Origin of the sequence: Flavobacterium quisquiliarum, assembly GCF_019308285.1 — a bacterium.
Classification (GTDB): Bacteria; Bacteroidota; Bacteroidia; order Flavobacteriales; family Flavobacteriaceae; genus Flavobacterium; species Flavobacterium quisquiliarum.
In genome coordinates, this window is record NZ_WWEM01000037.1 from 14,589 (window position 1) to 41,010 (window position 26,422).

Consider the following 26,422-nt stretch of genomic DNA (forward strand, 5'->3'; position numbering starts at 1 on the left):
CAAATATACGCTAGTTTTCGAGTTCTGCAAAGAAAATCGAATAAAAAATAAAACTTTTTTAAAAATAATTTATATCTCCTTGTTTATGAATTTGTTATTAAAATGATTTTTTAAAGTTTTTTCTATATCAAAAGTATATTTCAGTTCAAAGGCAATTCGGCAACCACAAAAGTGCTTCCTCCAACATAAATAAAATCACTTTCCGAGGCATTTTTCTTGGCTTCCGCGAAAGCGATGGCAGCAGAATCAAATTTTTCTCCAATTAAATTGTGCTTTTTTGCTTCAGTTTGTAAATTTTCGGCAGGCAAAGCTCGTGACGAATTGGGATGGCAAAAATAATAGTGAGCCTCTTTTGGGAACAACGGTAAAATAGAATCCAAATCTTTATCATTCACAACACCCAAAACAATATGCAGTTTCTCGTATTTCTCGTTTTTCAACTGATTCATTACAACCGATAATCCGTGTTTGTTGTGTGCTGTATCGCAGATTATTTTAGGGTTTTCTCCCAATTGCTGCCATCTTCCTTGTAAACCAGTATTTTTTACAACACGCAATAAACCTTCTTGTAATTGTTCAGGAGAAACTTTAAAATCGGTTTCCTTATTCAAAATCGAAATCGTCTGCTGAACTGTTTTCTTATTGTGAAATTGATAATCTCCAATCAAGTCAGACAAATAAATTTGATCAATTAAATCGGAAGCAAAATAAATAGGAGCGTTATTTTCTTCGGCTTTAGCCAAAAAAATAGGTTTGGTTTCTTCGGTATATTCACCAACAACAACAGGAACATTTGGTTTAATAATTCCCGCTTTTTCGCCAGCAATGGCTTCCAAAGTATTGCCTAAAAACTGAGTATGGTCTAAACCAATATTTGTAATTACCGAAACCAAAGGCGTAATAATATTTGTGGCATCCAATCTTCCCCCCAAACCAACTTCAATAATAGCAATGTCAACTTCTTCAGAAGCAAAATAATCAAAAGCCAAACCAACCGACATTTCGAAGAAACTCATATCATTCGCTTCAAAAAAATCTTTGTGTTTGGCTACAAATTCAATAACAAACTCTTCTGAAATTTCTTTGCCATTAATTTTAATTCTTTCCCTAAAATCTTTTAAGTGCGGAGAAGTATATAAACCGACTTTGTAACCTGCTTCCTGTAAAACAGAAGACAACATATGCGAAGTAGAACCTTTCCCGTTGGTACCAGCAACATGAATGCATCTCAATTGTTTTTGAGGATTGCCAAGATGCTCTGCTAATAATTTAATATTGGTTAAATCTTCTTTATAAGCTGAAGCCCCCTGTAATTGGTACATTGGAAGCTGATTAAACATCCAATTGGTAGTCTCTTGATAGTTCATTTATTTTGGATAAAATGGTTGTCGATTGAAATAAATTTCGATTTTTGTAGTTTAATATAACAGCGAAAATTATCTTTATTGCAAATTTCAAATATTTTTTAGAATTAATTATTAAAAACCAGAATTAATATATGTTTAGTTTTATTCAATTACAAACAGATACAATCGTAAATGCTTCAAATGTAGTGATCGAAAAGATCGCGCCGGAACAGGAAATATCAATGTTTGGATTCATAATGAAAGGGGGAGTTTTCTTAATTCCGATTGCGATTTTATTGTTTTATACCATTTATGTGATCTTTGAACGTTATATGTACATCAGCCGAGCATCTAAAATTGACAATCGTTTGATGCAGGATGTTGGAGATAAATTAAATTCTGGAAATATTGAATTAGCGAGAACCATTGTAGAAAGAAGTGATACCGCTGCAGCTAATATTTTAAAAGAAGGTGTTTTGGTTATCGGAAGACCAATCGCAGAAATCGAATCGAACATGGATCGTGCCGCCGATATCGAAATTGGCGAAATGGAAAGACGTTTGGGGCACTTGGGACTAATCGCAGGTATTGCACCAACTCTTGGTTTCATCGGAACAATTTCCGGGGTTATTAAAATTTTCTACAGCATTTCGGTTACAGAAAACATCAGTATCGGAAACATCTCTGGAGGTTTGTATGAAAAAATGATCAGTTCTGGTTCTGGGTTAATCGTGGGAATTATTGCCTATTCTGCTTACCACTTATTAAACGGAAAAATTGATGATTTCGCCTTAAAAATTCAAAAGCAGATTTTAGAATTTGTCAACATAATTCAAAGAGCATAAGGTATGTCTATTAAAAGAAAAAGAAGATTTCACGCCGAAGTAGCGACTTCATCTTTAAGCGACATTATGTTTTTCCTATTGTTGTTTTTCTTAATTATCTCAACACTAGCAAATCCGAATGTGATTAAGATGACGCTTCCAAAAGCGAAATCGAACGAAAAAACAAACAAGCAGTTAATCAGTTTGTCGGTTACAGAAGACAAGCAATTTTATATCGACAAACAACAAGTTCCTTTTGAAGAACTGGAAACTACTTTAATGAGCAAACTAGGAACTGATAAAACGCAGACTGTTGTAGTTCGAATTCCGTTCAATTTACAAGTTCAGGATTTAGTAGATGTTTTACAGATAGGAGTACGAAACAATTTGAAGTTTGTAATAGCTACAAGTCCGAAGTAGATTTATCATTAGGGCGTGACCATCTCGTTGCAAAAGAGCAAGATACTTTGTAGTTATACGCCCTTTTGCAACGAGACGGTCGGGCTATCCGCACTACTTCGGTAGCTTGCTCCTATCCCTCACGCGAACTAGTTGTTAATTTAGTCCAGAAAGGTTTTAAAAACCTGTCAGTTATAATTAATGATTACGAAAGGAGAAATCGCACTAGAAACTCTACAAAGTTTATCTCCAATCTTTGTCGAATCCCGTGTGTGATTTCTCCTTTCAGTCGAAATGACAAATAAACAAAAAGGCTTTCAGATTTTCTGAAAGCCTTTTTCTATAATAACGTTTAGTGTAAATCTGTGTAATTCGTGTTTTAATCCAAACTGAAATTATAAATAATTTTCCCCACTTGTTTTGCAGGAGCATCACTATCAGATTCCCATTTGGTATTCATTGCTGCAATTCTTGCCTGGTCTAATAAGCATTTTGCGGTATTGGTTGTTCCTTTAATTCCAGGAGTTGCGCTTATTGTTTTTCCGTTTTGGTCAACGCTTACTTCGACAACCACTTTTCCTTCTTCGTTGCAGGTATATTTTGGTGCAGGCTTAGATAAAGCTTTTCTGTTTCCTAAAGAATATCCAGATCCACCGCCAGAACCACCACCGCTTCCGGCTCCGTAACCGCTTCCGGTTCCAATGCCATTTCCAGTACCGTTACCACCTCCAGTCCCCCCGCCAGAGCCACCAGATCCATAATAACCGTTAGAGTTTAAACTTCCGTTAGATTTTCCTTTATTTCCTGAAACTTTATCATCTCCGTCGCCGCCTTTGTTTGAACCTTTTAAAATACTAGATAAAGCATCGTTGGTAGAGTTTGAAACTTTTGGTTTTTCAGGAGCAGGTTTGGGTTCCGGTTTTGTAACAGGAACAGGTTTCTTTGGTTTTTCTTTGGTCGGAATAACAACGTCTGTTTCATCAGCTGTTGAATTTTCCTGAGTTATAATGGCTTCTTCAGGCGCTGCTTTTGCTGCAACTTGTTTTACATTGTTTTTTACATCCAGCACTTCACTTTTATAATTCGCGCCAGAACCTAAATCGCTGTCGCCAAAATTAACCGTTACTCCACCGCCACCTCCGCCACCTTCGGCAAGAGCTACATTATTTTCTGGATTATATGGAGGCCAAAAACGTATGAAAAAAAGCAATGCAATTATGACCGCATATATAGCAGTTGTGAGTAAAAGTGATTTCTTTTTATCTGAAGAAATAGTGAAACTCATTATGATTGTAAATTTTGAAATGTATTATTTTAAAAACGTTTAAAAGTAGTAAAAATTGTTTAGAATGAAAGAGAGAATTTAACCGCAATCCCGATAGCTATCGGGAGCAAAGTTTTACGCAAGGTTCGCAATGATTTGTGAAAATTAAATAGCCACGAATTCACGAATTTTTTATTCACGAAGATTGTAAAAAAATAATTCGTGAATTCGTGGCTAAAAAACCTTGGCAACCTTTGCTACTAATAATTATCGGGATTGCGGTTAAAAAAAAGCGAGCTAAATATAATTCAGCTCGCTTATAGTAAAGTATAATAAAAATTACACTAATTGTTTCAATGCAATTTCAAAAGCAGTTGCACTGATATTTGTTTTTGATGCACTTAAAGCATGTGCTTTTACAATCGCATTTTTAATAGTTTCTGAAGTATCGTTAAAAATAGCTTCGTCAGTCATTTGAACTTTTTTCTCCATGAAGTAAGCAAAAACTCTCGCCATTCCGCAGTTCGAAATAAAGTCAGGAATTAAACTTACTTTGTGGTCTACTTCTTCCATAATCGAACCAAAGAAAATTTCTTTGTCAGCAAAAGGAACATTCGCTCCACATGAAATAACTTCCAATCCGTTTGCGATTAAGCTGTCAATCTGCGCTTGAGTCACCAATCTTGATGCAGCGCAAGGCGTGAAAATTTCAGCACCAATTGTCCAGATTTTAGAATTGATTTCTTCAAACGGAATCATATTATCGGCTACTAATTTATTTCCGTCTTTATTTAAAAACAACGTTCTGATCTCCTCAAACGAAAAACCTTCTTCTTTAATTAAACCTCCGTCACGGTCAATAATTCCGATTACTTTTGCGCCCATTTCAGCTAAGTAAAAAGCAGCGGCAGAACCAACGTTTCCGAAACCTTGCACGATTGCTTTTTTACCTTTGATATCTCCGCCGTAAATTGCATAGAAATGACGAACTGCTTCAGCAACACCAAAACCAGTAATCATATCTGCTACAGTATATTTTCTGGTAACGTCTGGTGAGAATTTAGGGTTTTCGATTACCTTAATTACACCTTGACGCAATTGTCCAATTCTATTGATTTTGTCTGCTTCAGTTGGTTTAAAATGCCCGTTAAAAACACCTTCCTGCGGATGCCAAACACCACATTCTTCTGTCATAGGGATTACTTCATGAATTTCATCAACATTTAAATCTCCTCCGGTTCCGTAGTAACTTTTCAATAAGGGAGAAACCGCTTTGTACCAACGCTGTAAAACACCTTTTTTGCGAGGATCATTCGGGTCAAAATTTATTCCAGATTTAGCCCCGCCAATCGCCGGGCCTGAAACAGAGAATTTAACTTCCATAGTTTTTGCTAGAGACAAAACTTCGTTCATGTCTAGACCTTTTCTCATTCTTGTTCCTCCACCTGCAGCTCCTCCGCGAAGTGAATTAATTACTGTCCACCCTTCGGCTTCTGTTTCTGAATCTTTCCAATTGAAAACAATTTCAGGTGCTTTGTTTTCAAATTGTTGTAATAAATCTTTCATTTTGTTGTGATATGTTTATTTTGCGTAAATGTATAAAATAGAATAATGCGAATAATGTATTTCGCATCAAATTTAGTAAACAAAAAGAAAAAGCCGAAAACTATTTGGTTTTCGGCTTTTTGAATATTTAAAAAATTAAGAATTATTGTCCTAATAAGTGTTTTTTCAAAGTCTCGTCAACTGGTTTATCAGAAAGCCAGATTCCGAATAAAGCTTTTTTGAAATCAAATCCAGCAATTTTTCCTTTCAGAACTTCATTTTTAGAAACATAAACATTTTGATCCAAAGGATTGTAGGCTAAAATGAATACATCTTTTTCGGTAATAGGATCGCTTAAGAAACTTTTTAGCTGTTCAATTCTTGGACGCAGTTGTTCTAAATTTGCTCCAGCAGATTTTTCAAAACCAGTATTCATGGCTTTTGTTAATTTGTTAGAAGAAACCATAGAAGAAGTAATTTCAATTCTAACTGCCATTTCTGTATCACTGTCAATAATGAATTGTGGATCCTGAGTTAGTTGCGATAAATACAATGCTTGAACGTAAACTTCCAACCACATTTTGGATCTTCCGCCAGCGCCATTTAGCTGTAAAGTTTTGCCTTGAAAATCTATTTTTCTAGGAACAGTTACACCGTTAACGTCAATTTGAGTTTGTGCTGAAGCGGTATAAAAAGGGAGGATTAAAAGGAGTGTAAGGAGTAGTAAAATCTTTTTCATGTTCTGTCATTTTTTTATTTTTTGGTCAAAAATAATGTTAATTTATTAATATTTGGTTCATTTTTGTGATGTTTTTTTTCTGTAAAATTTACATTTAATTTTTGTATTGTATTAATAATCAAATTAGTAAGACTTGTTTTACGTAGTTTTACGCATTTTAAGAATTGTTCAACTTTTGGACTTAAAAAATTCGTCAATATTTTCAGTTTTTTCAAAGATTTTTTAGATGGATTATCTATCTAGAATTTTACAAGATTTGTTGCAAGATTAATGTTCATTTCGGTAAAAAGATAAATAATTACGAAAACGTTATCGTTATCTTTGCTGATCTATTAATTTTGTATGCGTGCATTGTAAATTACACTTTTAAAAAGTATCTTTGGAAGCCTTTGAACTGAAAAGTTTGGGTACTGAAAAAACAAAAACATAAAAAACCATCAACTAAAATTCTGTTTGAAATTTGGTTGAAAAAACTTTAAAGAATACTACTATGGATTTTAATCTTACCGAAGAACATTTGATGATTCAACAGGCAGCAAGAGATTTTGCTCAGAATGAATTATTGCCGGGAGTTATTGAACGCGACGAAAAACAGACTTTTCCAACAGAGCAAGTCAAAAAAATGGGAGAGCTCGGATTTATGGGAATGATGGTGGATCCTAAATACGGTGGAAGTGGTCTTGATGCGATTTCTTATGTGATTGCAATGGAAGAGATTTCTAAAGTTGATGCTTCGGCTTCGGTAGTAATGTCTGTAAACAATTCATTAGTATGCTGGGGATTACAAGAATATGGAACTGAAGAACAAAAACAAAAATATTTGCCAGGTTTAGCTTCTGGAGAAATTCATGGAGCTTTCTGTTTAAGTGAGCCAGAAGCGGGAAGTGATGCAACTTCTCAAAAAACTACTGCCATTGATATGGGAGATCATTATTTAGTGAATGGAACTAAAAACTGGATCACAAACGGAAACACTGCATCTGTATATTTAGTAATTGCGCAAACGCATCCAGAATTGAAGCACAAAGGAATCAACGCTTTGATTATGACTAAAGATATGCCAGGTTTTGCTGTTGGGCCAAAAGAACAAAAAATGGGAATTCGTGGTTCTGATACGCATTCTTTAATGTTTACTGACGTAAAAGTTCCTAAAGAAAATAGAATCGGTGAAGACGGTTTCGGATTCAAATTTGCGATGAAGACATTAGCTGGAGGAAGAATCGGAATTGCTTCTCAAGCGTTAGGAATTGCTTCTGGAGCTTACGAATTGGCTTTGAAATATTCTAAAGAGCGTAAAGCATTTGGAACAGAAATCTGCAATCATCAGGCAATTGCTTTTAAATTGGCTGATATGGCAGTTAATATTGAAGCAGCACGTCATTTATGTATGAAAGCGGCTTGGGATAAAGACCAGCACAAGAATTATGATGTGAGCGGTGCAATGGCAAAATTATTTGCTTCTCAAGTTGCAATGGATACTGCAGTTGAAGCAGTGCAGATTCATGGTGGAAATGGTTATGTAAAAGAATACCATGTGGAGCGTTTAATGCGTGATGCAAAAATTACTCAGATTTACGAAGGAACTTCTGAAATTCAGAAAATCGTAATTTCAAGAGCTGTTATCGCTGGATAAAATTAGGTTGCAATAGATTTGAATTTGAAAACCCTTTCGGCTTTTAGTTTGGAAGGGTTTTTTTATGAATATTCTTTTACTTTTCATAAGTTTATACTTTTAAGATAATTTTCGTTCTAATTCAAAACCAACAATTATGAAAAAGCTATACTTTTTAATTCCTTTTATCTTCTTTGCCTGTAAATCGGGTACTTCAATTCTTCCTGAAAAAGAAGGAAATTCAAAACCAATTGAAGTCACTTATAAAGTTAATGAAACAGAGATTTCAGATTTTTTAAAATACTTATCTTCAGATGAAATGGAAGGGCGTGAAACTGGTACTAAAGGAATTGAAAAAGCAGCAGTGTTTCTGGAAGATTTTCTTAAAAAGAATAATATCAAACCTTACTTTAAAACGTATCGCGATACGCTGACCAATTTTAAAAGTCCCGCTTTTAATATAGTTGGAGTAATTGAAGGAACAGATCCAGAATTGAAAAAAGAATTTGTTGTGTTAAGTGCCCATTACGATCATATTGGGATAGAGAAAAAAGAACAGGCGGATAAAATCAATAATGGAGCTAATGATGACGCTTCGGGCGTAACTTCTGTTGCTGCGATGGGGAAATATTTCAGCGAAACCAAATCAAACAAACGAAGCATTTTAATTGTCTTTTTTGCTGGAGAAGAAAAAGGATTGTTAGGTTCAAAAAGCTTAGTTGAGAAATTGAAAAAACAGAATTTTAATCTATATACCCAGTTGAACATTGAAATGATTGGTGTGCCAATGAAAAGAGATTATCTTGCTTATATTACAGGTTTTGATAAATCGAATATGGCAACCAAAATAAATGAATATACTGGAAAAAATACTATAGGGTTTTTACCAAAAGAAGCAGAATATCAACTATTCTACAGATCTGATAATTACTCATTTTATGATGTTTTCAAAAAGCCATGCCAGTCAATTAGCACTTTTGATTTTGAAAACTTTGATTTCTATCATCATGTTTCAGATGAATTTAAGCTGATGGATATTCCGCATATTACTGCTTTTACTCAGGAATTATTGCCAGCGGTTACTAAAATTACAACTTCTCCGACACAAGAAATAACCATGAATAAATAAGAGGCTTTTTTACAGCATTTGATTATTTTTGCTCCATGAAAAATATTATTGTTACCGGAACGAGTAGAGGAATTGGTTATGAATTAGCATTGCAGTTTGCTAATGCAGGAAATCAGGTTTTAGCCATTTCAAGAAAAATACCTAAGACACTTTTAGAACATCAAAATGTAACTTGCCTGTCTATTGATTTGGCAGATGAAACGGCTTTACAGGAAGTAGAAAATTTTCTTTCTTCAACATGGAAAAAAGTAGATGCTGTAGTGCATAATGCTGGGGCATTGCTTTTAAAACCTTTTGCGGAAACAACCCAAGCTGATTTTGAAAGTATTTACAAAGTCAATGTTTTTGCTGTAGCGAATCTGACGAGAATCTGTCTTCCGTATTTACAAAAAGGAAGTCATGTTGTAACAATCAGTTCAATTGGAGGAGTAAGAGGAAGTTTGAAATTTGCGGGATTAGCGGCTTATAGTTCAAGCAAAGGTGCTGTAATCACATTGACCGAATTACTAGCAGAAGAATACAAAGAACAAGGCATTGCATTTAATGTTCTGGCTTTAGGCTCGGTTCAGACTGAAATGCTAAATGAAGCTTTCCCAGGTTATCAAGCGCCAATTTCTGCTGAAGGAATGGCAACTTATATTTATGATTTTACCTTAAACGGAAATAAATATTTTAACGGAAAAGTTCTGGAAGTTTCTTCAACTAATCCATAAAAAAGTTATGAGTTATAGGTTATGAGTTTCGGATGATGGAATAAAAAACACTAATGAAACAACAAACCAGCTTATTGTATTTAAAAACGGTATTGCTTTTTTACTATGACTCTTAACTTCTAACCAATAACATCTAACTTTAAATTGAGCGAAACTTTAGCTAAATATATTCCTGAACATGCGGTAAAACCCGTTTTTGATTTGATAGTGGCCAATCAGGTGCATTTGAAAATTGTAAACGAACGACAAACTCGTCACGGTGATTATAGACGTGGACCAAGCGGAAAACACGAAATTACGGTTAATGCCAGTTTAAATAAATACCGATTTTTAATTACGTTAATTCATGAAATCGCCCATTTAGTGGCTTTTGAAAAGTTTGGACGAAACATAAAACCGCATGGAACCGAATGGAAACTTACTTTTCAGCGATTGATGGTTCCGTTTATTAGACCAGAAATATTTCCAAGTCAGATTTTACCTTTATTGGCGAGACATTTTAAGAATCCCTCAGCAAGCAGTGATACTGATACAACTTTGTCTTTAGCATTAAAACAATTTGATACAGACAATGATAAAAACTACGTTTTTGAAATTCCTTATGGAAGTATTTTTAGAATAAAAAATGGTAAAGTTTTTAAAAAAATAGCAGTCAGGACGAAACGTTTTGAATGTTTGGAAATAAGTTCGGGAAAGACATATTTATTTAATCCAAATGCAGAAGTCGAATTAATTACTTTAAAAAATCAATAAATAAATCTCAAATTCCAATTTAGAAATAGTTTGGAGTTTGGGATTTATTTTTTTACTAACCTAAAAAAATTAAGATAAATGAGATTACAGATACAATTGCTTTTAAGTTTAATTTTTTTGATGTTTATTAATATAGTAAACGCACAACAGATAGATGAAATGGAGCAGAAGAAAAAAAATCCGATTATTTATGCTGAAATGTTTGGAGGAGGTATTGTTATGAATCAGGCCGGTTTGGGAGGTGGTTTTGAATTAAACTATCAGTATAAAAAAAATCTTTTTAGTTTTAGATATACTAATGTAGTTGGATATATTGAGGAAGAGTATAAGAGGGCATTTCTTTTTCCACGTGTCTATGTGGCTGAAGATAATCTAGAGTATGCATTTTTATATGGAAGGAGATGGATGAATCATCATCGTTCTTTTAGTATTTCTACAGGAATTAGCTGTAATAATATGGATATAAGAAGAAGAATTTATGTTGAGACCAATAATGAAGAGGGGCAAACATATAAATATACTTATAATTCCAATTACGAAACCTTTTATGGAGTTCCATTTGAAGCTAATTTTAAGTGGTTTTATCCAAAAAAGAAATCCAGATTAATTTATAATGCTTTAATTCCTAGTATTGGACTTAAAGTTTTTGGTAATATTTCTAAGCATACTTATGCCGGGGTAGGTCTTTCTATCGGTTTTGGGTTAAGCAGAGAATATTAGGAAGTAATGTGAAATGAAAAAATCCCAAATTCCAATCTAAACTACTTGGAATTTGGGATTTATATTTTTGAAAATTCCCGTTTTGGAATTTGGAATTTTTTGTAGTGGAATTTAAAAACTATAATCCTTTCAAATAAGCTTCACGGACTTTCTTAAATAGGTTAGAAGAGTAAACGAATTTTACGATTGCTTCGTTATCTGTTTTAAAGATTTCTTCTTTAGTTCCCTGCCACGCTTTTAGTCCTTTTTTTAAGAAAACAATGTTCTCCCCAATTTCCATTACAGAGTTCATATCGTGGGTATTGATTACCGTTGTAATATTATATTCTCGGGTAATTTCCTGTATCAAATTATCAATCAAAGTTGAAGTATTTGGATCAAGACCAGAGTTAGGTTCATCACAAAATAAATACTTTGGGTTGTTTACTATAGCACGGGCAATCGCCACACGTTTTTGCATACCTCCTGAAATCTCTGAAGGTAATTTTTTATGTGCGTCTACCAGATTAACTCTTTCTAAAACAAAATCAACTCTTTCTTTGATCTGTGCTTTATTGTTGTTGGTAAACATTTTTAATGGAAAAGCTACGTTTTCTTCCACAGTCATAGAATCAAACAATGCAGAACCTTGAAAAACCATTCCGATTTCAGTTCTTAATTCGCGTTTTTCATCTTTATCTAAGTCAGAATAAACTCTTCCGTCAAATTCGATTGTTCCTGAATCTGGTGTGTGAATTCCAAGTAATGTTTTTAATAAAACTGTTTTTCCAGATCCACTTTGTCCAATAATCAAGTTGGTTTTTCCAGTTTCAAATACCGTCGAAACGCCTTTTAAAACTTTGCTGTCGCCAAATGATTTTTCTATGTTTTTTACTTCTATCATTATCCTAATAATAATTGAGTTAATATATAATTTAAAAGGATAATAGTAACAGATGTCCATACGAACGATATTGTACTTGCTTTACCAACCTCTAATGCACCGCCTTTCATGTAGTAGCCATGAAAAGATGGAATTGTTGCTAATAACATAGCAAAGATTAAAGTTTTGATAAAGGCATATGTAATATGAAAGGGTATGAAATCTTTCTGAGCTCCCATAATAAAATCTGCTCCGGTTGAAAATCCTCCGTAAGCGCAAGCCATCCATCCGCCAAAAATTCCTAAAAACATACTAATTCCAATTACAAAAGGATACATTAGTAAAGCTATAATTTTAGGAAAAACAAGATAGTTTAAGGAATTGACTCCCATAACTTCTAAAGCATCAATTTGTTCCGTAACACGCATCGTCCCGATACTTGAAGTAATATAAGACCCCATTTTTCCAGCCATAATTACCGAGATAAAAGTAGGGGCAAACTCTAAAATTACAGATTGGCGTGTAGCAAAACCAATTAGATATTTTGGGATTAATGGATTAGTTAAGTTTAAGGCCGTTTGAATAGCAACCACTCCTCCAATGAAAAAAGAAATGAAGCAAACAATTCCCAGTGAATCAATAATAAGGTCGTCGATTTCTTTTAGAATTAGACTTTTCATAACAGGCCATTTAGTCTGTTTATTGAAAATTTCTTTCAACATTAAAAAATATTTCCCTATTTGGGATAAATAACGAATTAGCATCATAAGTTTTAAATATTGGCTAAGGTAAAAAGAAGTTATGAGTTATGGGGTATGAGTTCCCTTTTTTCGACTGTTTTGACAATCAAATTAACTTTTGTTTCATTTTCTGCAAACGATAATTCCTAATAAACTTAGCTTGTTCTGGGGTTACTAATAAAGGTGTTTTGGCACTTTTTGCTTTCATAAATCCTTTGATGTAATCTAAAAATAGAAATGGTTTTTTCTTCATCATGGCCAGTTTTGCAGATGCAATGGCTGTAATCCAAAATCCATATCCTAAAGTATAAAAAGCTTCACCTTGTTTGTAGCGGGCTGTTTTGTTGTAATTGGCTCCTGTTGGTTTTAGATGTTTTACATGTAAAGATTGGTCTGTAACTATTTTCCAGCCATAATATTTACACAATAATTCATCTACAGTATCCCAACCCATTGCAGGTTTTAAACCTCCAATTTGATGGAAAGTTTCTTTTCTGTAAGCCTTTAAAGCGCCGCGAATGTGATCTTTATCTGTTAGGTTTTCTAAAACCCATTCGCCGTTTTTATCGATATAACAAAATCCGCCAACCATTCCAACTTTTGGATCAGATTCAAAATGTTTGATTATGGTTTCGAAATAGTTTGGAGGAAAAATTAAATCACCATCAATTTTTACAATAATATCATAATCCGAATCTAAAGTTTCAAAACCTTTCTGAAATGCCTGAATCACTTTGCTTCCTGGTAAATGAATCGCATCTGAAGTTTTGTTTACGACAGAGATGTATGGATTTTCTTTTGCGAATCCTAAAACAACTTCTTCCGTTTTGTCAGTTGAATTATCATTGACAACCACAACTTTTGAAGGCAAAACAGTTTGCGAAATCAAAGATTGTAAGGTTAAGCCAATTAAATTTTCTTCGTTGTGTGCAGGAATGACGATGTAATATTTCATATTAAATTCCAATTTTTTAAATTCCAAATTCCAAATCTTAAGAATAAATCCCAATTTTCTAAAATTCCAAATTCCAATCTTAACAAGATTGCTAAAATTGGAATTTGGGATTTTTTTATTGGAATTTGCCGTTAGGCTCTTTCAGCTACCACGATATAATATCTTGGAGTGAAATATCTTAACAATGGTCTGATTCCAAGCTTTTTTACGGGATGTGTAAATTGCAGACGATCTGTTATTTTCCATCCTGTTTTTTCTAAAAGCCAGTCCAATTGCCAGTCTTCAAATTCATGGTAATGTCTGTCCCACATATCGGTTTTAGAACGGTATGCTGGAGAAAACCATAAACGTAACGGAATTGAAATTAACAATTTGTCACATTTTACGTTTTGTAAAATCGTGTACGGGTTTAGTAAATGTTCGAAAATTTCAAATGCTGTAAAAACAGTATAGTCTTCTGTTTGTAGCGCCGTCTGATCGTTATCTAAATCTTCGCCTTTAGTGTTTTTTACAGTATAACCGTTTTCTTCCATTATTTTAGAAAACGGATTTGGAACACCAAAATCAAAAATGGTTTCAGAAGTGCTAACGTGCTTTTTTAAAAACTCTAGGGTAAGTCTGAATCTCTTATTCGGAAACGTTTTTTCGTACATAGTCATTGCGAACGAATCTCTCGTTCATGAATTGTTAATTAGGTCGCAAATATACTAAAAAAGTATTCAGTGTTCAGTTTTTAGTATTCAGTTACGGTGCTAAGTTTTAAATGAATTTCTCGCAATCCCGATAGCTATCGGGAGCGATGTCTCACAAAGTTTTGATAAAAAAATAAACCATATAAGTAATATAAGTTCAATTAAGAGAAAACTTAATATTCTTATATTACTTATATGGTTTAAAAAATTTCGCTCTCGATGGCTCTCGGGATTGCGAGATTATTTCACTCGTCTTTAAATTTTAATATCGGTAAACAAAAGCATTAATATTCATTCCTGCTCCAACTGAAGCAAAAATAAGAACATCGCCTTTGTTAATTTCATGGCCTTCCACTTTTCCTTGCAGAATTAAATCATACAAAGTAGGAACAGTTGCAACACTGCTGTTTCCTAAATCGTGAATGCTCATTGGCATAATGTCTTTAGGAGGAGTTTGTCCGTATAATTTGTAGAAACGTTCGATAATGGCTTCATCCATTTTTTCGTTGGCTTGATGGATAAGGATTTTTTTAACTTCATCGATTGCAATGCCACTATTGTCCAAACAGCTTTTCATGGCACATGGCACATTGCTTAAAGCGAATTCGTAGATTTTACGTCCGTACATTTTAATGTATTTCGTATCCGGATCTAAATCTTTGTTGTATGATTTTCCGAAGAAAAGAAAACCAGCTTCGTCAGTCGCAAAAGTAGCACTTTCGTAAGCTAATAATCCTGCTTCATCAGTTGAAGCTTCCAAGATTGAAGCTCCCGCACCATCAGAATAAATCATTGAATCGCGATCGTGATCGTCTACTACTCTTGATAAAGTTTCGGCTCCAATTACCATTACTCTTTTTGCCATTCCTGATTTGATGAAAGCATTCGCTTGTAAAACACCTTCAATCCATCCCGGACAACCAAAAATAATATCGTAAGCCACACACTTAGGATTTTTAATACCTAATTTGTTTTTAACACGTGTTGCTAAACTTGGTAAAATATCGGATTGAGTAGTTCCAGTTTTGACATCGCCAAAATTGTGGGCGATGATAATATAGTCTAAGGTTTCGGCATCAATATTTGCATTGGCAATTGCTTTTTGTGCAGCAAAAAAGGCTAAATCAGATGCGGTTTGATCTTTTTCGGCATAACGACGGTTCTCGATTCCGGTAATGCCTTTAAACTTTTTAATAACGACTTCGTTCGGATAACCAAAAGGAGTTCCATCCTCATTTAAAAAAACATGTTTATCAAAATCTGTGTTTTTTACTTCTAGATTAGGAATATAGCTCCCAATACCAATAATTTTTATTTTCATTATTTCCCTTAAATTATCCGATAAATATCATGCTAAAGTATAAATAAAAAAATGATAACTATCATAAAATATACTATGCATGCATATAATTATGAATAAACGATTTTTTCAAAGATATATTGTTTATTTTTTAATGATTTTTTCGATTTACCGAGATTTCAAACGATTGAAGGCAAGTTGAGGAGTGATTTTTTTTCATTATGATTTTTCATTTTTCAAAATAATTTCACAAAACATTGTGGAAAAGTTAAGTTTCTTTAAAGATAATTCTTTCTTTTATAACCTGACTGCGTGAGGGATAGGAGGAAGCTACCGAAGTAGCCCGGATAGCCCGACCCCGAAAAAACAAGTGGGCGAATATGCTCAAAGTAATTTTGCCCGTTTGTTTTATCGGGGGCACGCCCAAATGATTTTTGTTTTAATTGTTTCAAATTTAAGGTTTCACTTTCTACAGAAAATTTGAAACAAAAAATAACCCCGACAGTTTTTAAAAACTGTCGGGGTTGGATATGTATAAGAAAACTAAATTTTAGCTTTCCATGTAAGCTTCGATTGGAGCACAGCTACAAACTAAGTTTCTGTCACCATAAGCATCATCTACACGACGAACAGATGGCCAGAATTTATTGTCAGCGATGTAATCTAATGGGTAAGCTGCTGTTTCTCTTGAATAAGGGAAATCCCAAGAATCAGAAGTTAACATTGCTAATGTATGAGGTGCATTTTTCAATACGTTGTTTTTATCATCAGCAGTTGCAGCTTCGATTTCTTTTCTGATTGAGATAAGTGCATCACAGAAGCGGTCTAATTCAGCTAAATCTTCAGATTCTGTTGGTTCAATCATTAAAGTTCCAGCTACTGGGAAAGAAACCGTAGGAGCGTGGAAACCGTAATCCATTAAACGTTTTGCGATATCACCCACTTCAATTCCGTTTTCTTTGAATGAACGGCAATCTAAAATCATTTCGTGAGCCGCTCTTCCGCATTCTCCAGTATAAAGAATTGGGTAGTGACCTTCGAAACGTGCTTTCATGTAGTTAGCATTCAAAATCGCGTGTTCTGTAGCGCTTTTTAATCCTTCAGCACCCATCATAGTGATGTAACCGTAAGAAATTAAACATACTAAAGCAGATCCGTAAGGTGCAGATGAAATCGCTGTAATAGCTTGTTCGCCACCTACTTTTAAGATTGGGTTTGTTGGCAAAAACGGAACTAATTTTTCATTCACACAGATTGGTCCAACTCCAGGTCCACCACCACCGTGAGGAATAGCGAATGTTTTGTGTAAGTTTAAGTGACAAACGTCAGCGCCAATTGTAGCAGGATTTGTTAATCCAACTTGTGCATTCATGTTTGCACCGTCCATATATACTAATCCGCCATTATCATGGATTAATTTTGTGATTTCGATAATTGAAGATTCGAAAACTCCGTGAGTTGAAGGATAAGTAACCATTAAACAAGATAAATCATCTTTGTGTTCAATCGCTTTTTCTCTCAAATCTTCTACGTCAATATTTCCTTCTGGAGTGGTTTTCGTAACAATGATTTTCATTCCAGCCATCGCTGCAGAAGCAGGGTTTGTTCCGTGAGCCGATGAAGGAATTAAACATACATTACGGTGACCTTCGTTTCTTGACATGTGGTAAGCACGAATCGCCATTAAACCTGCATATTCTCCCTGCGCTCCAGAGTTTGGCTGTAAAGTTGTTCCAGCAAATCCAGTAATTACATTTAATTGCTGCTCTAATTTTTTAAGCATTGTAAGGTAACCTTCAACTTGGTCAACTGGTGCAAACGGGTGAATACTGTTCCAGTTTGGCATTGAAAGAGGCAACATTTCTGAAGCTGCATTTAATTTCATCGTACAAGAACCTAATGAAATCATCGAGTGATTCAATGATAAATCTTTACGCTCTAATTTTTTGATGTAACGCATCAATTGGCTTTCTGAATGATGATTGTTAAAAACATCATGCGTTAAGAAAGAAGATGTTCTTTCTAATGAAGCTGGTAATTGGCTTGCAGAAGTTAATTCAGAAACCGTAACAGTTTCTTTTCCTAAAGCTTCAGCAAAAATCGCAACGATTTGGTTGATGTCTGCAACTGAAGTTGTTTCGTTTAATGAAATAGAAACCGAATCAGCATCAGGGTAGAAGAAGTTTACTTTGTTTTTCTCCGCAGCTGCTTTTACTTTTTGAGCATCAGCTTTTACTAAAATAGTATCAAAGTAAGCCGTGTTGGTTTGGTAAACTCCTAATTTATTTAAAGCTTCAGCAGTAGTAACTGCAGAGGCGTGAACTTTATTTGCAATGTATTTTAATCCTTTTGGTCCATGGTAAACGGCGTACATTCCAGCCATAACTGCCAATAAAACCTGGGCAGTACAAATATTTGAAGTCGCTTTTTCACGTTTAATGTGCTGCTCACGAGTTCCTAAAGCCATACGTAAAGCACGGTTTCCGTTTGCATCAACAGAAACTCCAATGATACGACCCGGCATTGAACGTTTGTATTCATCTTTAGTTGCAAAATAAGCAGCGTGAGGACCACCGTAACCCATTGGTACACCAAAACGTTGTGTTGTTCCAACAACTACTGCAGCACCCATTTCTCCCGGAGAAGTTAAAGTTGCAAGTGATAAAATATCAGCAGCAAAGGCAACTTTGATTTCGTTTTCTTTTGCTTTAGCAACAAAAGTACTGTAATCATTTACTTGACCATATTTTCCTGGGTATTGTAAAATCGCTCCGAAGAATTCATTTGAAAAATCAAATGTTTCGTGGTTTCCAATCACTAATTCAATTCCAATTGGAGTTGAACGTGTTTGTAAAACTGATAAAGTCTGAGGTAAAATTTCTTCAGAAACGAAGAATTTGTGTGTATTATTTTTCTTTTGATCTCTCGTACGAACGTCAAATAATAAAGCCATAGCTTCTGCAGCAGCAGTTCCTTCATCTAGTAAAGAGGCATTGGCAATTTCCATTCCTGTTAATTCGATAACAGTAGTCTGGAAATTTAAAATTGCTTCCAAACGCCCTTGAGCAATTTCTGCTTGGTAAGGTGTGTAAGCTGTGTACCATCCTGGATTTTCGAAGATATTTCTTTGAATTGTAGCAGGAACGATAGTTGGGTGATAACCCAAACCAATGTATGATTTAAATGTTTTGTTTTTCTTTCCTAAGTCGCGAATATGATTTGCAAATTCGAATTCTGTCATTGCAGGATCTAAATTCAAAGGCGCTTTTAAACGAATATCGTCCGGAAGGGTTTCATAAACAAGTTGTTCAATCGAGTCAACACCAATGGTTTGTAACATGTGTTGAAGATCTGTTTCTCTTGGACCAATGTGTCTTAAAGCAAAAGCATCTGTTTTCATTTGTAGCAGTCTATTTTTTTAAAGATCAAAAGTAATTTGCCGGGTGTTTTATTTGACGTAATCTCATGCTACACAAGGTTTATTACATTTTAAAGTAAATGTGTTGTTTTTTTGTGGCGCAAAATTAAGTATTATTAATAATTTAATGGGTATTTTTAACTTCAATTTTTGTCAATTTTCTAACTAAAGAGTTGATTTGTTACCAATTGATTAGATTTCGGGATATGAAACTTCTAAAACAAATATTCAATTTTTATTTAAACAGCAGTATTCACGTGGCTTTATCGTGTTATGCTTTAGTCCGAATAACGTTTCATGTATTTCATATTCAGTACGATGAGCCAATGGCACTATTTGTTTTTTTCGGAACAATTGTAGGATATAATTTCGTAAAATATGATGCATTGGTTCGCGTAAAGAAAAATCCAATCGGTACACAATTAAAAATTATTGCTGTTTTGAGTTTCATTTCGGTAATTTTGGTTGGCTATTATTTTTTCCATTTAAAGCGGATTACCCAAATTGTCTCTGTCGTAATTTTTCTGATTACGGCACTTTATACTTTACCATTTTTTCCAAACCGAAGAAATGCCCGAAATTGGGCTGGCGTAAAAATCTATATTGTGGCACTTTGCTGGGTTGGCGCTACTTTGGTTTTACCTTTAATAAATGCCGAAATTCCGTTTACGACAGATTTCTTTATCAAATGCATTCAGCGTTTCGTTTTAGTTTTTGTGCTGATTTTAGTTTTCGAAATCATCGATTTAGCCAATGATGATCCGCATTTGCAAACCGTTCCGCAGACAATTGGTGTGAAGAAAACCAAACTTTTAGGACTTTTGCTTTTAGTTCCGTTTTGGTTTTTAGAAATTTTTATATCAACATTCAATTATCATGATGCGATTATAAATCTGATCATGGTTGTCATGCTGATGTTATTTATCTTTTTTGCCAATCCAAATCGCTCCAAATATTACACTTCTTTTTGGGTCGAAAGTGTACCAATATTTTGGTGGCTGATGATCGTTTTTCTTTAAAAATATTCTGGACGTGCCCCCGATTTGATAAGTGGGCAAAATGCTTTACAGTTATTCGCCCACTTATCAAATCGGGGTCGGGCTATCCGCGCTACTTCGGTAGCCAGCTCCTATCCCTCACGCAAAACCTAAAATGAGGAAAATTCATTTTTAAAAGAAAATTTTATGAATTATTAAATTTTGAATTGCCTCCAGCTTTAGCTGGAGGTAAAAGAAGTCTTTAATAAGGGCTTTAGCCAAATGACAAAGTTCGGCTAAAGCCAATAATATTTAATCCTTAATTCACCTCCAGTTAAAACTGGAGGCAACTGAATTTGTTTTTTTATCTGCTAAATCTGCTAAAATCTGTAGAATCTGCGTGAAATAAAATCCAATCAATTATTGTTTTTCGAAACCTCTTTTAAAACCTTATTCCTTTCCAAAAGAAAATTCGTCAAATGCCTTTTCAAAAACAAAACATCAAATAACTTTCCAAAAATGCCAAACGGAGTTTCATATTGCAGTTTATCTTTCATAATCGTAAATCCATTTTCTTCTTCAAAAAAATGCTCATGTTTAAAGGATTTGAATTTGCCTTTTTCCATTTCATCTACAAAATAATCGTAAAAGTTCATTGCTGTAATTCGGCTCTTGTGAGTGAGATAAAATCCGAAATGTTTTCCTCGCCAGGTTACTGTTTCACTTAAATTGATTAAACCAGAGGTTACGCCCGCAATTGCCTTTTCTTTTGTTGGACTTGCAGATTGCTGATGAATGTCGATATTTCTCGAGGCATCAAAAACGATTTGTTTTAGTGCGCTTATTTTGGTTGTGAGGTTTATGGTTGTCATGATTTTCTTGTTTTGTGCGTTGTTTGTCATTTCGACGAAGGAGAAATCACACTAGAAACTCCACAATCAAAATCATCAATCTTTGTCGATTTACGAGTGTGATCATTCGTTCGGGATGACAAAAATGCGTGTGGTTTTATCGCAATAAATTTTCAAAAGCCTCATTAATATCTCCAAACTTAAATCGAAACCCATTCTCTAAAAGTCTTTTCGGAACTACGTTTCGACTTTTTAAAACCAATTCCGTTTCAGTTCGAATAATAAAAGATCCAATTTCAAGAAAGAATTTGCTCAACGGAATTCCAAAAGGAAAACCAACAGCATTTCGAAGTTTTTCCATAAAATCAGCATTTCGAATTGGAGTTGGAGAAACAATATTGATCACACCAGTCATTTCTTTATCAATAATAAAATCAACCGCATTCGCAAAATCTTCTTCATGGATCCAGCTTATAAACTGATTTCCTTTTCCCTGTTTTCCTCCAAAACCAATTTTAGCCAAAGTCTTTAACGGAATAAAAGCACCGCCATTTTTTCCTAAAACAATAGAAGTTCGCAAAGCAGTTTTTAAAGTATTTGGAGTTTCGGTTTTAAAAAAAGCTTTTTCCCAAGATAAAGCGACATTTATCGAAAAGTCATTTCCTATTTCGCCATCAACTTCATCCATTTGTTTGTCTAAAGAAAAACGATAAATAGTTGCTGTAGACGAATTCAGCCAATGTTTCGGTGGATTTTTGCAATTCAAAACCGCTTTGTTCAGGATTTTTGTACTGTCAATTCTTGACCAAAGAATTTCTTTTTTATTCTTTTTGGTATAACGACAATCCACAGATTTTCCTGCAAGATTAATTAAAATGGTTGCATTTTCTAATTCTTTTTCCCAGCCGGTAAAAGTTCTGGCATTCCAGTTTACATATTTTATTCCGTCAATTATTTGAGATTTCCCACGGGTCAGAATTACAATCTCTTCAAATTTATTTTTGAAATGATTTACTAAAACTTGTCCTAAAAATCCAGTTCCAGATGCGATTACCAGTTTCTTCATTGGTGTAATTTTATAGCCACGAATTCACGAATTATTTTTTAGATTCATTTTGCAATAATTCGTGAATTCGTGGCGGATATTTTTAATTGAGAATTAAAATCAAAGCAAGAATTCTGTATAAAATCCAAGTGAAAGATAAGTAAAAAGGAAGTTTCAAAATTTTTACTCTTCTGAAATGTTCCAGAAACATAATAAAAACAGTTACTTCAAACCAACCTAAAACAATCATTTCTGGAAGCGGAACAAATCTGCTTAAAATCAAAATCGGACTTAAAATTAAACTCCCCATCAAAGAAACCGTCATTAAATTTCCTGCGTAATTCAGAATCGTTTGTTTGTCCAGTTTTAAAAGAAATAAACTTTGAAAAACAATTTGCCCAAATGCTAAAATGATTTCTCTTGTAATACTACTTTTCGGCAAATTCGGAATTAAATTAGAATATCCAAAAAGAATAAAAGTGGTTACGGTTAATGCAAATCCGATAAACAGAAATCGGTATTTATAATTGAAATCTGGAATACATTGCAATTTGTTTTCCACTTTTACATTTCCAGGAATAATTACTTTTCGGTTATAAGAAACGAAAGAGTACATTTTTTTCAGGATAAAATGAATTGGTTTTACAGTCGCAATTTTTTCAATTAAAGGAAAAGAAAAACCAATGACTTTTATTAAACTATCAATTCCATAAGTAACAGTTTTACTTTTATTATCAACCAAAGCAATTTCGTTTGGAGCACGTTTTAAATCGACAAAACTTTGCTCTTCTTCAGATAATTGGCAATAAGATTTTCTTCCGTTTTCATCGAGCATGCCACTTTTTACAAATCCAGTCGTGTACAAACTGCAAAGCGGACAATCTTCATCATAAAGTAAGGTTTGGTTTTCTAACGTTTTCATGATTTTTGGTTTTAAAGATGAATTAAGTTTTATGCGTATAATTTTTCTTCGACAGGAACTAATTGAAGTTTTCTTTTATTCTTAACCGTAATTTTTGATCCTTCAGCCAGGAAAACTGAAGTCGGTTTTTGAGTTTGAAGAAATCCAAAATCACGTCCGTAATTTTTTTTGAAATCAATATCAATTCGATGATTTAAAACTTCAAATTGTTCCCATCTTGGATGTGTCACTTCATATTCAAAAGTCGTTTCTTCATCGATTTTGGTGTATCCGAAATAATGTTCTGTGATGAATTCAGCTTCAGAATCAACTTTAATTTCTTCTGGAATATTTTTAGTTTCTAGTTCGATTGTATTCCATTCTTTATCATTTTTCCATTGATAAATGAAAGTATTGGTGTTTTCGTTTTCAATAATTTCATGTCTCATTTTCTGAGTTTCATAATGTTCCTGATACAAAGTATTGGCAATAAAAGTGATGGCTTTTTTAGGAACAATTTCTTTAATAAAAACAACTCCGCGTTTCCATTCTCCGTTTTCAAAACGTTTGACATAAAATCTCAGATTTACTTCTTCAAAATCTACATGAAACGGAACTTTTAATCCTAAAACTTTGGTGTTTTTAAACATAAAACCCACTAAGCTTACATAACATTTGTTGTTCCAAATATCAATCTCGGTTCCTGCCGGAAGATATTTCTCTAAAATTTCAGCATCAACTTCGTAATTGAAAAGTGCTAAGTTTTTCCATTCTGCTTTTAAGAAGTTCATGATAGTTTGTTTTTAAATTTTTAAACTTTCAGAAAAAAATGAAAGTTTGTTTTAAATTTTTTTAGTTTGAAGCTTTATTTCATCATTTTTATAAACAATTTTCCAAGCCAGTTATCATTAAATTCAGTCATTTTGTCAAGCATATTATCCGCTTTTAAAACAAAATCATACAATTTGGAAGTCTGGTCTACAAAGTGTTTTTCTTCTGCTGAATCTTTAGCTTCAATAGTCGAAACTTCTTTTAAGATTTTCAGTGTTGGTTTGATTTCTCTTTTGCTTCTTTCTCTGGAAATTTTAACTGCTAATTCATCTAAATCTTTTTCTGCAGTAAAAAACTCTTTTCTTTCACCGGCTTTAAATTCTTTGTAAACAATTCCCCAATCCATTAAACCTCTAAGGTTCATACTGGCATTTCCACGAGAAATCTGTAATTCTTCCATAATGTCTTCCATAGAAACAGGCTCGTTCGAGACCATTAGTAAAGCGTGGATCTGTGCCATTGTTTTATTAATTCCCCATTGAGAACCTAATGCTCCCCAGGTTTGTACAAACTTATTTTTTGCTTCTTTGAATTCCATGGATCAAATGTAAGTAAAAGTTTTTAAACTTTCAAAAATAATTGAAACTTATTTAACAAATTATAAAGTTATGTTAATTCAAACCTTCAAATTTTCGATTAAATAATGATACAGCTATTTTTGTAAAAATCACATTTTATGGAATTATACTACACATTTTCAATACTAATTGTATTGGCTTCTTTCTTCGCCTATTTAAATTTAAGATTTTTAAAACTTCCGGGAACCATTGGAATCATGATTATTGCCATGTTGGTTTCCGTGGGAATTCGTCTTTTAGGAGATTCCTATTTTCCTGCAACGACCAAACATTTTTTTGATTTAATCAAACAATTTGATTTCAACGAAATCCTAATGGGAGCAATGTTGAATTTCCTTTTATTTGCTGGAGCTTTGCACGTAAATATGGCTGATCTGAAAGAACAAAAAGTGCCTATTATGATTTATTCGACGGTAAGTGTTGTTTTATCAGCCTTGATAATTTCGATGCTTCTTTTTTATATCGCACCACTTTTAGGAATAAAAATACCTTATATATTTTGTTTAGTTTTTGGAACCTTAATTTCTCCAACTGATCCAATCGTTGTTTTGGGAGTTTTAAAAGAAGCAAAAGTTCCAAAAAGAATTGAAACCAAAATTGTGGGTGAGTCATTGTTTAATGATGGAGTAGCAGTAGTAATGTTTGCTGTTGTTCTAAAAATGGCAACCGATCCGACATTTGATGTAAGTTTTGGTTCTATCGCCTGGCTTTTTGCAAAAGAAGGAATTGGCGGACTTCTATTAGGAGCTGTTTTTGGATTTACCGCATCAAAAGTCATGAAGAAAATTGACGATTATAAAGTTTCGGTTTTAATTACACTTTCGATTGTAACGGGAGGATTTTTAGTGGCTCAAAGTTTACATGTTTCCAGTCCGCTCGCGATGGTTGTGGCGGGATTAATTATTGGAAATTACGGTAAAAAAGTTGCGATGAGCGAAGTTACTAAAGATTATCTCGGAAAGTTTTGGGAACTGATCGACGAAATCTTAAATGCAGTTCTATTCTTATTTATTGGTTTTGAGCTGTTATTACTTCCAGATTTGAATAAACAATTATTGACTGGTTTTGTAGCTATTTTTATTGTGCTTTTTTCAAGATTGACTTCAATAGTTTTACCGTGGAAATTCTTCGATATCTTTAAGTTCTTCGGAATCAAATCGGCTTACAACAAAGGTTCTTTGATGGTTCTGGTTTGGGGAGGAATTCGTGGTGGAGTTTCTATTGCTTTGGTACTTTCGATGCCTGAAGGTGAATATAAAAACTTGCTTTTGGAAGTCACTTATATTGTGGTATTATTTTCAATTGTTGTTCAAGGACTGACGGTTGGGAAATTGGCTAAGAGAGTTTTGGAGAAGGAGTAAAGATTTAATAGAAACATGAGTAAAGAGGCAAGACTCTTTCTTTATCTAAACATTATAAAAAATTAAACCCTGTAAGTTCTTTTTACAGGGTTTTGCTTTTTATCGTTTATCTTCTTTAGAATAATTAGATTCTCCATTTATATCTATTGTAGTTCCTAAAAAACGAGGTTCACGATTTCTCAAAACATCAAAAAAAGATTTAAAAATAGAACCATATTCTCTAAATGTCACATATTTATATCCAAGATATTCTCCTTGATTTGCAGAATAACCAGCAGATTTAATTCCGAGTTGCTGTCCGATGTAAATAGCGCGATTTAGATGATATTCCTGAGAAATTAAAGTCGCTTTTTTAATCTTGAAAATATGTTTCGCACGATACATTGTCGAGTAAGTGTCAAAACCTGCATAATCAATAAAAATCTTCGTTGTATCAACGCCATGATTATAACAGTAGTTTTTCATAACTGTTAATTCATCGTATTCGTCACGGCCATTATCTCCCGAAAGCAAAATTTTATTGATACGTTTTGCTTTCCAAAGCATAATACCAGCATCTAAACGATCTTTTAAATATTTGCTTGGCTGATTTCCGTTAATTCCTGCACCAAAAATAATTCCGACATCATTTTTAGGAAACTTTTTAATCGAATAATGAATGTATTTCTTAGTCGAATTTTTTACGTAGTAGTTTACAGAAACAATTGCAATTAATCCAATAATTGCAAGATAAAGTGCTATTTTAAAATATTTTTTCACGGCTTGTATTTGTAAGATTAAGATTTAAAATACGAAGATAGCTAAAGTAAAACCAAATAAAAAACCGAAGCATTTTTGCTTCGGTTTAATCTAAATTTTTTAGTGATT

General features: G+C 33.6%; 25 protein-coding genes. 9 read left to right on the forward strand and 16 right to left on the reverse strand.

Annotated features, from left to right (window positions below; genetic code table 11):
* Positions 1-140: 140 nt before the first annotated feature.
* Positions 141-1,367 (reverse strand): bifunctional folylpolyglutamate synthase/dihydrofolate synthase, encoded by a 1,227-nt coding sequence (locus GSY47_RS19570; RefSeq protein WP_179002099.1) that lies wholly within the window; start codon positions 1,365-1,367, stop codon positions 141-143.
* Positions 1,368-1,498: 131 nt separating this feature from the next.
* Here GSY47_RS19570 and GSY47_RS19575 point away from each other — a divergent pair, with 131 nt between their 5' ends.
* Both GSY47_RS19575 and GSY47_RS19580 read left to right on the forward strand, forming a co-directional pair.
* Positions 1,499-2,191: a MotA/TolQ/ExbB proton channel family protein gene (locus GSY47_RS19575; RefSeq protein WP_179002101.1), complete on the forward strand. Its 693-nt coding sequence runs from the start codon at positions 1,499-1,501 to the stop codon at positions 2,189-2,191.
* A gap of 3 nt (positions 2,192-2,194) precedes the next feature.
* A complete protein-coding gene (locus tag GSY47_RS19580) occupies positions 2,195-2,590 on the forward strand; it encodes an ExbD/TolR family protein (protein WP_091496748.1) in 396 nt (131 codons plus the stop codon).
* A gap of 358 nt (positions 2,591-2,948) precedes the next feature.
* Here GSY47_RS19580 and GSY47_RS19585 read toward each other — a convergent pair whose 3' ends face one another.
* The 3 genes from GSY47_RS19585 to GSY47_RS19595 all read right to left on the reverse strand — a co-directional run bounded on the left by GSY47_RS19585 (position 2,949) and on the right by GSY47_RS19595 (position 6,117).
* Positions 2,949-3,854, reverse strand: coding sequence for an energy transducer TonB (locus GSY47_RS19585; RefSeq protein WP_179002103.1), 906 nt, complete (start codon positions 3,852-3,854; stop codon positions 2,949-2,951).
* Positions 3,855-4,172: 318 nt separating this feature from the next.
* Positions 4,173-5,399, reverse strand: a complete 1,227-nt coding sequence (locus tag GSY47_RS19590) for a Glu/Leu/Phe/Val dehydrogenase dimerization domain-containing protein (protein ID WP_179002104.1) — start codon at positions 5,397-5,399, stop codon at positions 4,173-4,175.
* A gap of 142 nt (positions 5,400-5,541) precedes the next feature.
* Positions 5,542-6,117, reverse strand: coding sequence for a chalcone isomerase family protein (locus tag GSY47_RS19595; protein ID WP_179002106.1), 576 nt, complete (start codon positions 6,115-6,117; stop codon positions 5,542-5,544).
* 490 nt (positions 6,118-6,607) lie between these two features.
* Between GSY47_RS19595 and GSY47_RS19600 the strand changes: the two genes are divergently transcribed.
* From GSY47_RS19600 to GSY47_RS19620, 5 genes are all read left to right on the forward strand, one after another.
* A complete protein-coding gene (locus GSY47_RS19600; protein WP_179002108.1) occupies positions 6,608-7,750 on the forward strand; it encodes an acyl-CoA dehydrogenase in 1,143 nt (380 codons plus the stop codon).
* Positions 7,751-7,886: 136 nt separating this feature from the next.
* Positions 7,887-8,858, forward strand: a complete 972-nt coding sequence (locus tag GSY47_RS19605; RefSeq protein ID WP_179002110.1) for a M28 family peptidase — start codon at positions 7,887-7,889, stop codon at positions 8,856-8,858.
* A 35-nt stretch (positions 8,859-8,893) separates the two neighbouring features.
* Complete coding sequence (locus GSY47_RS19610) at positions 8,894-9,571, forward strand: SDR family NAD(P)-dependent oxidoreductase (RefSeq protein ID WP_179002112.1); 678 nt, start codon at positions 8,894-8,896, stop codon at positions 9,569-9,571.
* A 144-nt stretch (positions 9,572-9,715) separates the two neighbouring features.
* Positions 9,716-10,324, forward strand: coding sequence for a SprT-like domain-containing protein (locus tag GSY47_RS19615; protein ID WP_179002114.1), 609 nt, complete (start codon positions 9,716-9,718; stop codon positions 10,322-10,324).
* A 78-nt stretch (positions 10,325-10,402) separates the two neighbouring features.
* Positions 10,403-11,044: a hypothetical protein gene (locus GSY47_RS19620; RefSeq protein WP_179002116.1), complete on the forward strand. Its 642-nt coding sequence runs from the start codon at positions 10,403-10,405 to the stop codon at positions 11,042-11,044.
* A gap of 118 nt (positions 11,045-11,162) precedes the next feature.
* Here the strand turns inward: GSY47_RS19620 and GSY47_RS19625 are convergent, their stop codons facing one another.
* The 6 genes from GSY47_RS19625 to gcvP form a co-directional block, all read right to left on the reverse strand.
* Positions 11,163-11,927, reverse strand: coding sequence for an ABC transporter ATP-binding protein (locus tag GSY47_RS19625; protein WP_179002118.1), 765 nt, complete (start codon positions 11,925-11,927; stop codon positions 11,163-11,165).
* Positions 11,927-12,673 carry an MlaE family ABC transporter permease gene (locus GSY47_RS19630; protein ID WP_179002120.1) on the reverse strand — a complete coding sequence of 249 codons (747 nt, stop codon included), beginning with the start codon at positions 12,671-12,673 and terminating at the stop codon, positions 11,927-11,929. The genes GSY47_RS19625 and GSY47_RS19630 overlap by 1 nt, the downstream gene beginning before the upstream one ends.
* A 79-nt stretch (positions 12,674-12,752) precedes the next feature.
* A complete protein-coding gene (locus GSY47_RS19635) occupies positions 12,753-13,601 on the reverse strand; it encodes a glycosyltransferase (RefSeq protein WP_179002121.1) in 849 nt (282 codons plus the stop codon).
* Between the two features lie 131 nt (positions 13,602-13,732).
* Positions 13,733-14,254, reverse strand: a complete 522-nt coding sequence (locus tag GSY47_RS19640) for a methyltransferase (protein ID WP_179002262.1) — start codon at positions 14,252-14,254, stop codon at positions 13,733-13,735.
* Positions 14,255-14,555: 301 nt separating this feature from the next.
* Entirely contained in the window at positions 14,556-15,614 is a 1,059-nt protein-coding gene (locus GSY47_RS19645) for a 3-oxoacyl-ACP synthase III family protein (protein ID WP_179002123.1), read from the reverse strand.
* Positions 15,615-16,143: 529 nt separating this feature from the next.
* Positions 16,144-18,993: an aminomethyl-transferring glycine dehydrogenase gene (gene gcvP, locus GSY47_RS19650; RefSeq protein ID WP_179002125.1), complete on the reverse strand. Its 2,850-nt coding sequence runs from the start codon at positions 18,991-18,993 to the stop codon at positions 16,144-16,146.
* A gap of 224 nt (positions 18,994-19,217) precedes the next feature.
* Between gcvP and GSY47_RS19655 the strand changes: the two genes are divergently transcribed.
* Positions 19,218-20,030, forward strand: a complete 813-nt coding sequence (locus GSY47_RS19655) for a UbiA prenyltransferase family protein (RefSeq protein WP_179002127.1) — start codon at positions 19,218-19,220, stop codon at positions 20,028-20,030.
* A gap of 374 nt (positions 20,031-20,404) precedes the next feature.
* Here GSY47_RS19655 and GSY47_RS19660 read toward each other — a convergent pair whose 3' ends face one another.
* The 5 genes from GSY47_RS19660 to GSY47_RS19680 form a co-directional block, all read right to left on the reverse strand.
* Positions 20,405-20,860 (reverse strand): SRPBCC family protein, encoded by a 456-nt coding sequence (locus tag GSY47_RS19660; protein WP_179002129.1) that lies wholly within the window; start codon positions 20,858-20,860, stop codon positions 20,405-20,407.
* 136 nt (positions 20,861-20,996) lie between these two features.
* Positions 20,997-21,905 (reverse strand): TIGR01777 family oxidoreductase, encoded by a 909-nt coding sequence (locus tag GSY47_RS19665; RefSeq protein WP_179002132.1) that lies wholly within the window; start codon positions 21,903-21,905, stop codon positions 20,997-20,999.
* A gap of 82 nt (positions 21,906-21,987) precedes the next feature.
* Positions 21,988-22,806, reverse strand: a complete 819-nt coding sequence (locus GSY47_RS19670) for a thiol-disulfide oxidoreductase DCC family protein (protein ID WP_179002134.1) — start codon at positions 22,804-22,806, stop codon at positions 21,988-21,990.
* A 29-nt stretch (positions 22,807-22,835) separates the two neighbouring features.
* Positions 22,836-23,576, reverse strand: a complete 741-nt coding sequence (locus tag GSY47_RS19675; protein ID WP_179002135.1) for a YqjF family protein — start codon at positions 23,574-23,576, stop codon at positions 22,836-22,838.
* 74 nt (positions 23,577-23,650) lie between these two features.
* On the reverse strand, positions 23,651-24,154 hold the full coding sequence (locus GSY47_RS19680) for a GbsR/MarR family transcriptional regulator (protein WP_179002137.1): 504 nt from the start codon (positions 24,152-24,154) through the stop codon (positions 23,651-23,653).
* A gap of 138 nt (positions 24,155-24,292) precedes the next feature.
* Between GSY47_RS19680 and GSY47_RS19685 the strand changes: the two genes are divergently transcribed.
* On the forward strand, positions 24,293-25,555 hold the full coding sequence (locus GSY47_RS19685) for a cation:proton antiporter (protein ID WP_179002139.1): 1,263 nt from the start codon (positions 24,293-24,295) through the stop codon (positions 25,553-25,555).
* 99 nt (positions 25,556-25,654) lie between these two features.
* On the opposite strand, the gene GSY47_RS19690 is transcribed toward GSY47_RS19685, so the two are convergent.
* Positions 25,655-26,314: a SanA/YdcF family protein gene (locus GSY47_RS19690; protein ID WP_179002141.1), complete on the reverse strand. Its 660-nt coding sequence runs from the start codon at positions 26,312-26,314 to the stop codon at positions 25,655-25,657.
* Between the last annotated feature and the right edge of the window lie 108 nt (positions 26,315-26,422).

Coding starts and splice junctions, on each gene's coding strand:
- GSY47_RS19670 (WP_179002134.1), bottom strand. CDS start 22,806: ATGAAAACGTTAGAAAACCAAACCTTACTTTATGATGAAGATTGTCCG.
- GSY47_RS19625 (WP_179002118.1), bottom strand. CDS start 11,927: ATGATAGAAGTAAAAAACATAGAAAAATCATTTGGCGACAGCAAAGTT.
- GSY47_RS19575 (WP_179002101.1), top strand. CDS start 1,499: ATGTTTAGTTTTATTCAATTACAAACAGATACAATCGTAAATGCTTCA.
- GSY47_RS19620 (WP_179002116.1), top strand. CDS start 10,403: ATGAGATTACAGATACAATTGCTTTTAAGTTTAATTTTTTTGATGTTT.
- GSY47_RS19680 (WP_179002137.1), bottom strand. CDS start 24,154: ATGGAATTCAAAGAAGCAAAAAATAAGTTTGTACAAACCTGGGGAGCA.
- gcvP (WP_179002125.1), bottom strand. CDS start 18,993: ATGAAAACAGATGCTTTTGCTTTAAGACACATTGGTCCAAGAGAAACA.
- GSY47_RS19645 (WP_179002123.1), bottom strand. CDS start 15,614: ATGAAAATAAAAATTATTGGTATTGGGAGCTATATTCCTAATCTAGAA.
- GSY47_RS19570 (WP_179002099.1), bottom strand. CDS start 1,367: ATGAACTATCAAGAGACTACCAATTGGATGTTTAATCAGCTTCCAATG.
- GSY47_RS19605 (WP_179002110.1), top strand. CDS start 7,887: ATGAAAAAGCTATACTTTTTAATTCCTTTTATCTTCTTTGCCTGTAAA.
- GSY47_RS19610 (WP_179002112.1), top strand. CDS start 8,894: ATGAAAAATATTATTGTTACCGGAACGAGTAGAGGAATTGGTTATGAA.
- GSY47_RS19595 (WP_179002106.1), bottom strand. CDS start 6,117: ATGAAAAAGATTTTACTACTCCTTACACTCCTTTTAATCCTCCCTTTT.
- GSY47_RS19655 (WP_179002127.1), top strand. CDS start 19,218: ATGAAACTTCTAAAACAAATATTCAATTTTTATTTAAACAGCAGTATT.
- GSY47_RS19590 (WP_179002104.1), bottom strand. CDS start 5,399: ATGAAAGATTTATTACAACAATTTGAAAACAAAGCACCTGAAATTGTT.
- GSY47_RS19585 (WP_179002103.1), bottom strand. CDS start 3,854: ATGAGTTTCACTATTTCTTCAGATAAAAAGAAATCACTTTTACTCACA.
- GSY47_RS19600 (WP_179002108.1), top strand. CDS start 6,608: ATGGATTTTAATCTTACCGAAGAACATTTGATGATTCAACAGGCAGCA.
- GSY47_RS19665 (WP_179002132.1), bottom strand. CDS start 21,905: ATGAAGAAACTGGTAATCGCATCTGGAACTGGATTTTTAGGACAAGTT.
- GSY47_RS19685 (WP_179002139.1), top strand. CDS start 24,293: ATGGAATTATACTACACATTTTCAATACTAATTGTATTGGCTTCTTTC.
- GSY47_RS19635 (WP_179002121.1), bottom strand. CDS start 13,601: ATGAAATATTACATCGTCATTCCTGCACACAACGAAGAAAATTTAATT.
- GSY47_RS19630 (WP_179002120.1), bottom strand. CDS start 12,673: ATGATGCTAATTCGTTATTTATCCCAAATAGGGAAATATTTTTTAATG.
- GSY47_RS19675 (WP_179002135.1), bottom strand. CDS start 23,576: ATGAACTTCTTAAAAGCAGAATGGAAAAACTTAGCACTTTTCAATTAC.
- GSY47_RS19640 (WP_179002262.1), bottom strand. CDS start 14,254: ATGTACGAAAAAACGTTTCCGAATAAGAGATTCAGACTTACCCTAGAG.
- GSY47_RS19660 (WP_179002129.1), bottom strand. CDS start 20,860: ATGACAACCATAAACCTCACAACCAAAATAAGCGCACTAAAACAAATC.
- GSY47_RS19580 (WP_091496748.1), top strand. CDS start 2,195: ATGTCTATTAAAAGAAAAAGAAGATTTCACGCCGAAGTAGCGACTTCA.